This is a genomic window from Binatus sp. (SeqCode) (assembly GCF_036522015.1).
In the GTDB taxonomy this organism is placed as follows: domain Bacteria; phylum Desulfobacterota; class Binatia; order Binatales; family Binataceae; genus Binatus.
On the sequence record NZ_DATDGQ010000097.1, the window covers coordinates 1 to 4,598 of the forward strand.

A 4,598-nucleotide genomic window follows, 5' to 3' on the forward strand; every position below is an offset into this window, starting at 1 on the left:
CAGGCCTATGCGCGCGCTCCCAACAAGACCGTGCACGAGCTGATTGGCGAGGCCGCCATCCAGATGCGCGAAAAGATCGACGTCCGCCGCTTCACTCGCTACCAGATGGGCGAGGCGCTCGACGGCAAGGCTGGGGCAGCCTAGGCCAACGCGATTGTTCCGCTTCCCTCGAGGGAAGGGGTTAGGGGTCAGGTTGCGTCGGATGTATCGCGGGAGCCTCTAGAAAGATGGCTGAAGTTCAAAGTGCGAAGAACGGCAAGCCGTGCTTCAGCCGTATTCTGCTGAAACTATCCGGCGAGGCGCTCGCTCCTGCCCAAGGCGCCGGTCTCGACCTGGACGCGCTGGCCGAGATTGCGCTCGAAATCAAGGAAGTTGCCTCGCTCGGCGTTCAGCTCGCGCTGGTCATCGGCGCCGGCAATTTTATCCGCGGCACCGACTACGAGGCGCGCGGGATGGATCGCTCGACCGCCGACCAGATGGGCATGCTCGCGACGGTTATCAACGCGCTCGCGCTGCAAAATGCGCTCGAGCACGTGGGAGTCGTCACGCGCGTGCTGTCTGCAATCGAGATGCAGGCACTGTGCGAGCCTTACATCCGCCGCCGCGCCGTGCGCCATCTCGAAAAGGGCCGGGTCATCATCTTCGCGGCCGGCACCGGCAATCCCTACTTCACCACCGACACCGCGGCCAGTTTGCGCGCGATGGAAATCGGCGCCGAAGTGATCCTCAAGGCGAGCCATACGGTGGACGGGGTTTATGATCGCGATCCGGTGCGCGAGCCGGGGGCCAAGCGCTTCGAGCGGCTCACTTATATCGAGGTGCTGCAGAAAAATCTCAAGGTGATGGACTCGACGGCCATTTCGATGTGCATGGATAATCACCTGCCGATCATCGTGTTCAATTTGCGCAAAGCGGGTAATATAAGAAGAGCCGTGATGGGGGAGCAAATCGGAACCCGAGTGGAGAGCGCACCGTGAGCATGCTTACGGACACAATCGAAGACGCGCGCAAGGAAATGGACAAGACCGTCGAGGCCTTTCGCCACGAACTCGCCCGCGTCCGCACCGGCCGTGCTTCAACGGCGTTGGTCGAAAATCTCCAGGTGAACTACTACGGCGCGAAAACGCCGCTGCGGCAACTCGCCGGGCTGTCGGCGCCCGAACCGCGCTTGATCGTGATCACGCCGTACGACAAGGGCGCGATGCACGACATCGAAAAAGCTATCCAGACTTCGGATCTCGGCTTGACCCCGATGAACGACGGCAAGATCATTCGCATTCCGATTCCCGAGCTGACCGAGGAGCGGCGCAAGGACCTGGTGAAGCACGTCCGCAAAATCGGCGAGGAATTCCGCGTCGGCGTCCGCAACCATCGCCGCGACGCCAACGACATGCTCAAGGAACTGCACAAGGAAAAACGGGCCACCGAGGACGAGATGCGCGCCGGCGAGGCCAAAGTGCAGTCTTACACTACCGAGTTCATCGAAAAAATCGACAAAGTGCTGACCGCCAAAGAAGCGGAAATCATGGAGGTCTGAGCTCGCCCGTCACCAGCTCCAACGGCGCGCGATCTTAAGTGAAGACTGTACCTCAAGTGGCATCCTCACTACCTCTAAACGATTTCCCGAACCTCTCTTTGGATCCTTCGCGGATGCCGCGTCATGTGGCGATCGTGATGGACGGCAACGGCCGCTGGGCGAGCCGGCGCGGACTGTCGCGTCACGAGGGCCATCGCCGCGGCAAGGATTCGGTCCGCGCAGTCGTCGACGCAGCGCGTGAACTCGGCATCCCGTACCTCACTCTGTACGCATTTTCGAGCGAGAACTGGGGTCGTCCGACCACCGAGGTCAGCTTCCTGATGGGCCTTTTCCATCGCTACCTGATCACCGAGACCAAGCGCTTGATGAAACGCGACATCCGCGTGTTGGCTCTGGGAGATACCGAGCGGCTTCCGCCGCGCGTGCGCGACGCGCTGGCGGAGACCGTCGCGGCGACCCGCGACAATCGGGGCATGACGGTGGCGCTGGCGCTCTCGTACGGCGGACGCCAGGACATCGTCAACGCGGCCCGCTCGATCGCGCGCGCGGTCGCCGACGGCGCCCTTTCACCAGATCAAATCGACGAACAACTCGTCGCGCGTGAACTCACGACCACCGGGCTGCCCGATCCTGACCTGCTGATTCGAACTTCCGGTGAATTGCGCGTCTCCAATTTTTTTCTGTTTCAACTCGCCTACACCGAACTCTATTTCACCGACACTCTCTGGCCGGATTTCCGCGAGCGCGAATTCTTGAGCGCGATTGCCGCCTACCAGCTTCGCGAGCGCCGCTTCGGCGCTGTCACGAACGGCTCCGACACCCGCCTGCGTGCTCAAAACTAGACTCCTCACGGCGGCGGTCCTGCTGCCTGCAGTGGGAGCGCTCGTGCTTTTCGCGCCAGCCTGGCTCTTCACGATTGTCAACGCTATCGCCGGCCTCTGGGGACTCTACGAAGTCGCCGCGATGACCGGCGCTCTGCATTGGGTCGCATTGCCGCTGTTCGCGGTCGTCGGTGCTGTGCCGTTGTTCGGACTTCTCTACGGCGGCGACCCGGGATGGGTTGGATGGGTGGTGCCGGTGCTCGTCATCCTCATGATGCTCGGGCTGGTCCTGCGAATCGAAATTGCGGGCGGCGGAGAAAGTTTCCGCGGGCCGCGGCTGGTCTTCATGGGCGCCGCGTACGTCGGATTTCTGTTCCCCTACTTCGCGCTGCTCCGCAACAGCCGCAACGGCATCGACCTGCTGCTGCTGGTCATCGTGCTGGCCGTCGTGAGCGACAGCGGCGCGTACTTCGTCGGCAGGTTCATGGGCCGCACCAAGCTCGCTCCCAACGTCAGCCCCAACAAAACAGTTGAAGGCGCAGTGGGCGGTTTGCTCGCGACGGTACTGGCCGGATGGTTGCTCGTTATAATGCTAGGTGGGATGTGGGGTATAGGCAGAATGTTGCTATTTTCGGCTATGATTTCCATCCTCGCGCAGCTCGGCGACCTGGCCGGCTCCGCGTTGAAGCGTGCGGCGGGAGTCAAGGACTCAGGTTGGATTTTCCCGGGTCACGGCGGCCTGCTTGATCGCACTTGTTCACTGGTCTTCGCGCTCTTTTTCGCCTACTATTGGTTCCGATGATGCGGCTTTGGGGGCCGCATTTTCACGCTCGGAAACTCCTGTATCGGACCGCGCGGGCAAAACTAAATGATATCGTCCATTCTATACGCAGCACTGGTCTTCGCCGTCCTGGTGGTCGTCCACGAGGCGGGACATTTTGCGATGGCGAAGAAAGTCGGGGTTCGCGTGCTGCGATTCTCGATCGGCTATCCGCCAAAAGTTCTTGGGTACCGGCGCGGCGAGACCGAGTACTCGGTTGGCGCCACTCCTTTCGGCGGCTACGTCCGAATGCTCGGCGATGAAGTCGGCGAGAAGCCCACGCCCGAAGAGATCAAATTGTATCTTCACGAAATCGGGCTTGACCTGATCGGCTCCGCGCGCCAACAAGGCGCGGTTCTGGCCGGCTCCGAATTCGACGACAACTTGCGCGTCGTTGCGGATCGGCTGAGCACCGGCCCCGGCCTCAGCAGTACCGCGAGCGCGGTCCCCGTACAATCCGGCAACGCAGCGCTTGCTGCTTCAATGCCCGACGCGTCTCCAGTGCCCGCCCTTGCGCTCGGACCCTTGACCGTCATCGGACGCGAACTGGAGCCTGATGAGGCTCTGCTCCTCAACGCAGTGCGCAGTCAACCCAAAGTTGACGACGCGATCAAAGCACTGGCGGAACATCCTCCGGTTTCGCTGGTCGAGGCGTATTGCAAGCGCGCGTTCCCGACTCAGTCGCTCGGCAAGCGCGTTCTGATCGTGCTGGCGGGACCTCTGTCCAACATCATTTTCGCGCCCCTGCTGCTCACCCTGGTTTTCATGTACGGCGTGCCTCAATTGTTGCCGATCGTCGGCAAGACCACGAAAGATCTCCCGGCGGCCAAGGCCGGGCTGCTCACCGGCGACCGAATTATCTCGGTTAACGGCCAGCCGATGGAAACCTGGTCCGATTTCTCCAGGACCGTGAAGGCGGGAGACGGCTCCCCGGTCAAGCTGGAAATCGATCGCCAGCAAGACGGCAGATCCGTCCACAGTACGATCGTGATCACACCGACCCGGCTCGATCAAAAAACCATCTACGGCACTACCGCAACCTCCTGGGTAATTGGCGTGCAGCCGAGCGGCGATGAGACATCGAAGCGCTTCGGGCCAATCGGTGCCGCGGAACAGGCCTGTGAAACCTCGTACGAGATGACGATCCAGATGGTCGTCGGAATCGCCAGTATCTTCACCGGCAGTGCTCCCATCAAAGAAGCGCTCGGCGGTCCGATCATGATCGCACAGATGGTCGGGCAGGAGGCGCATCGAGGGATCGCTAACCTCGCGATGTTCACCGTGATGTTGAGCCTCCAGCTCGGAATCATAAATCTGTTGCCGGTGCCGCTGCTCGATGGCGGTCACCTGCTGTTTTTCGTCTTCGAGGGCATCAAGGGCAAGCCGCTCGAACTTCGCTACCGCGAAGCGATGCTCCAGG

General features: G+C 61.5%; 5 protein-coding genes. All 5 read left to right on the forward strand.

Annotated elements, in window-relative coordinates:
* The first annotated feature begins 227 nt into the window (after positions 1 to 227).
* Positions 228 to 977 (forward strand): UMP kinase, encoded by a 750-nt coding sequence (gene pyrH, locus VIW95_RS03965; RefSeq protein WP_331584117.1) that lies wholly within the window; start codon positions 228 to 230, stop codon positions 975 to 977.
* A 2-nt stretch (positions 978 to 979) separates the two neighbouring features.
* The gene (frr, locus tag VIW95_RS03970) at positions 980 to 1,537 is read left to right on the forward strand and encodes a ribosome recycling factor (protein WP_331584118.1); all 558 of its coding nucleotides are present in this window, start codon (positions 980 to 982) and stop codon (positions 1,535 to 1,537) included.
* Between the two features lie 56 nt (positions 1,538 to 1,593).
* Positions 1,594 to 2,379, forward strand: a complete 786-nt coding sequence (locus VIW95_RS03975; RefSeq protein ID WP_331584119.1) for an isoprenyl transferase — start codon at positions 1,594 to 1,596, stop codon at positions 2,377 to 2,379.
* Complete coding sequence (locus VIW95_RS03980) at positions 2,366 to 3,160, forward strand: phosphatidate cytidylyltransferase (RefSeq protein ID WP_331584120.1); 795 nt, start codon at positions 2,366 to 2,368, stop codon at positions 3,158 to 3,160. Before VIW95_RS03975 ends, VIW95_RS03980 begins: the two co-directional genes overlap by 14 nt.
* 66 nt (positions 3,161 to 3,226) lie before the next feature.
* Positions 3,227 to 4,598 (forward strand): M50 family metallopeptidase (locus tag VIW95_RS03985; protein WP_331584121.1); only part of this gene is annotated, 1,372 nt, incomplete at its 3' end.

Coding starts and splice junctions, on each gene's coding strand:
- pyrH (WP_331584117.1), top strand. CDS start 228: ATGGCTGAAGTTCAAAGTGCGAAGAACGGCAAGCCGTGCTTCAGCCGT.
- frr (WP_331584118.1), top strand. CDS start 980: ATGCTTACGGACACAATCGAAGACGCGCGCAAGGAAATGGACAAGACC.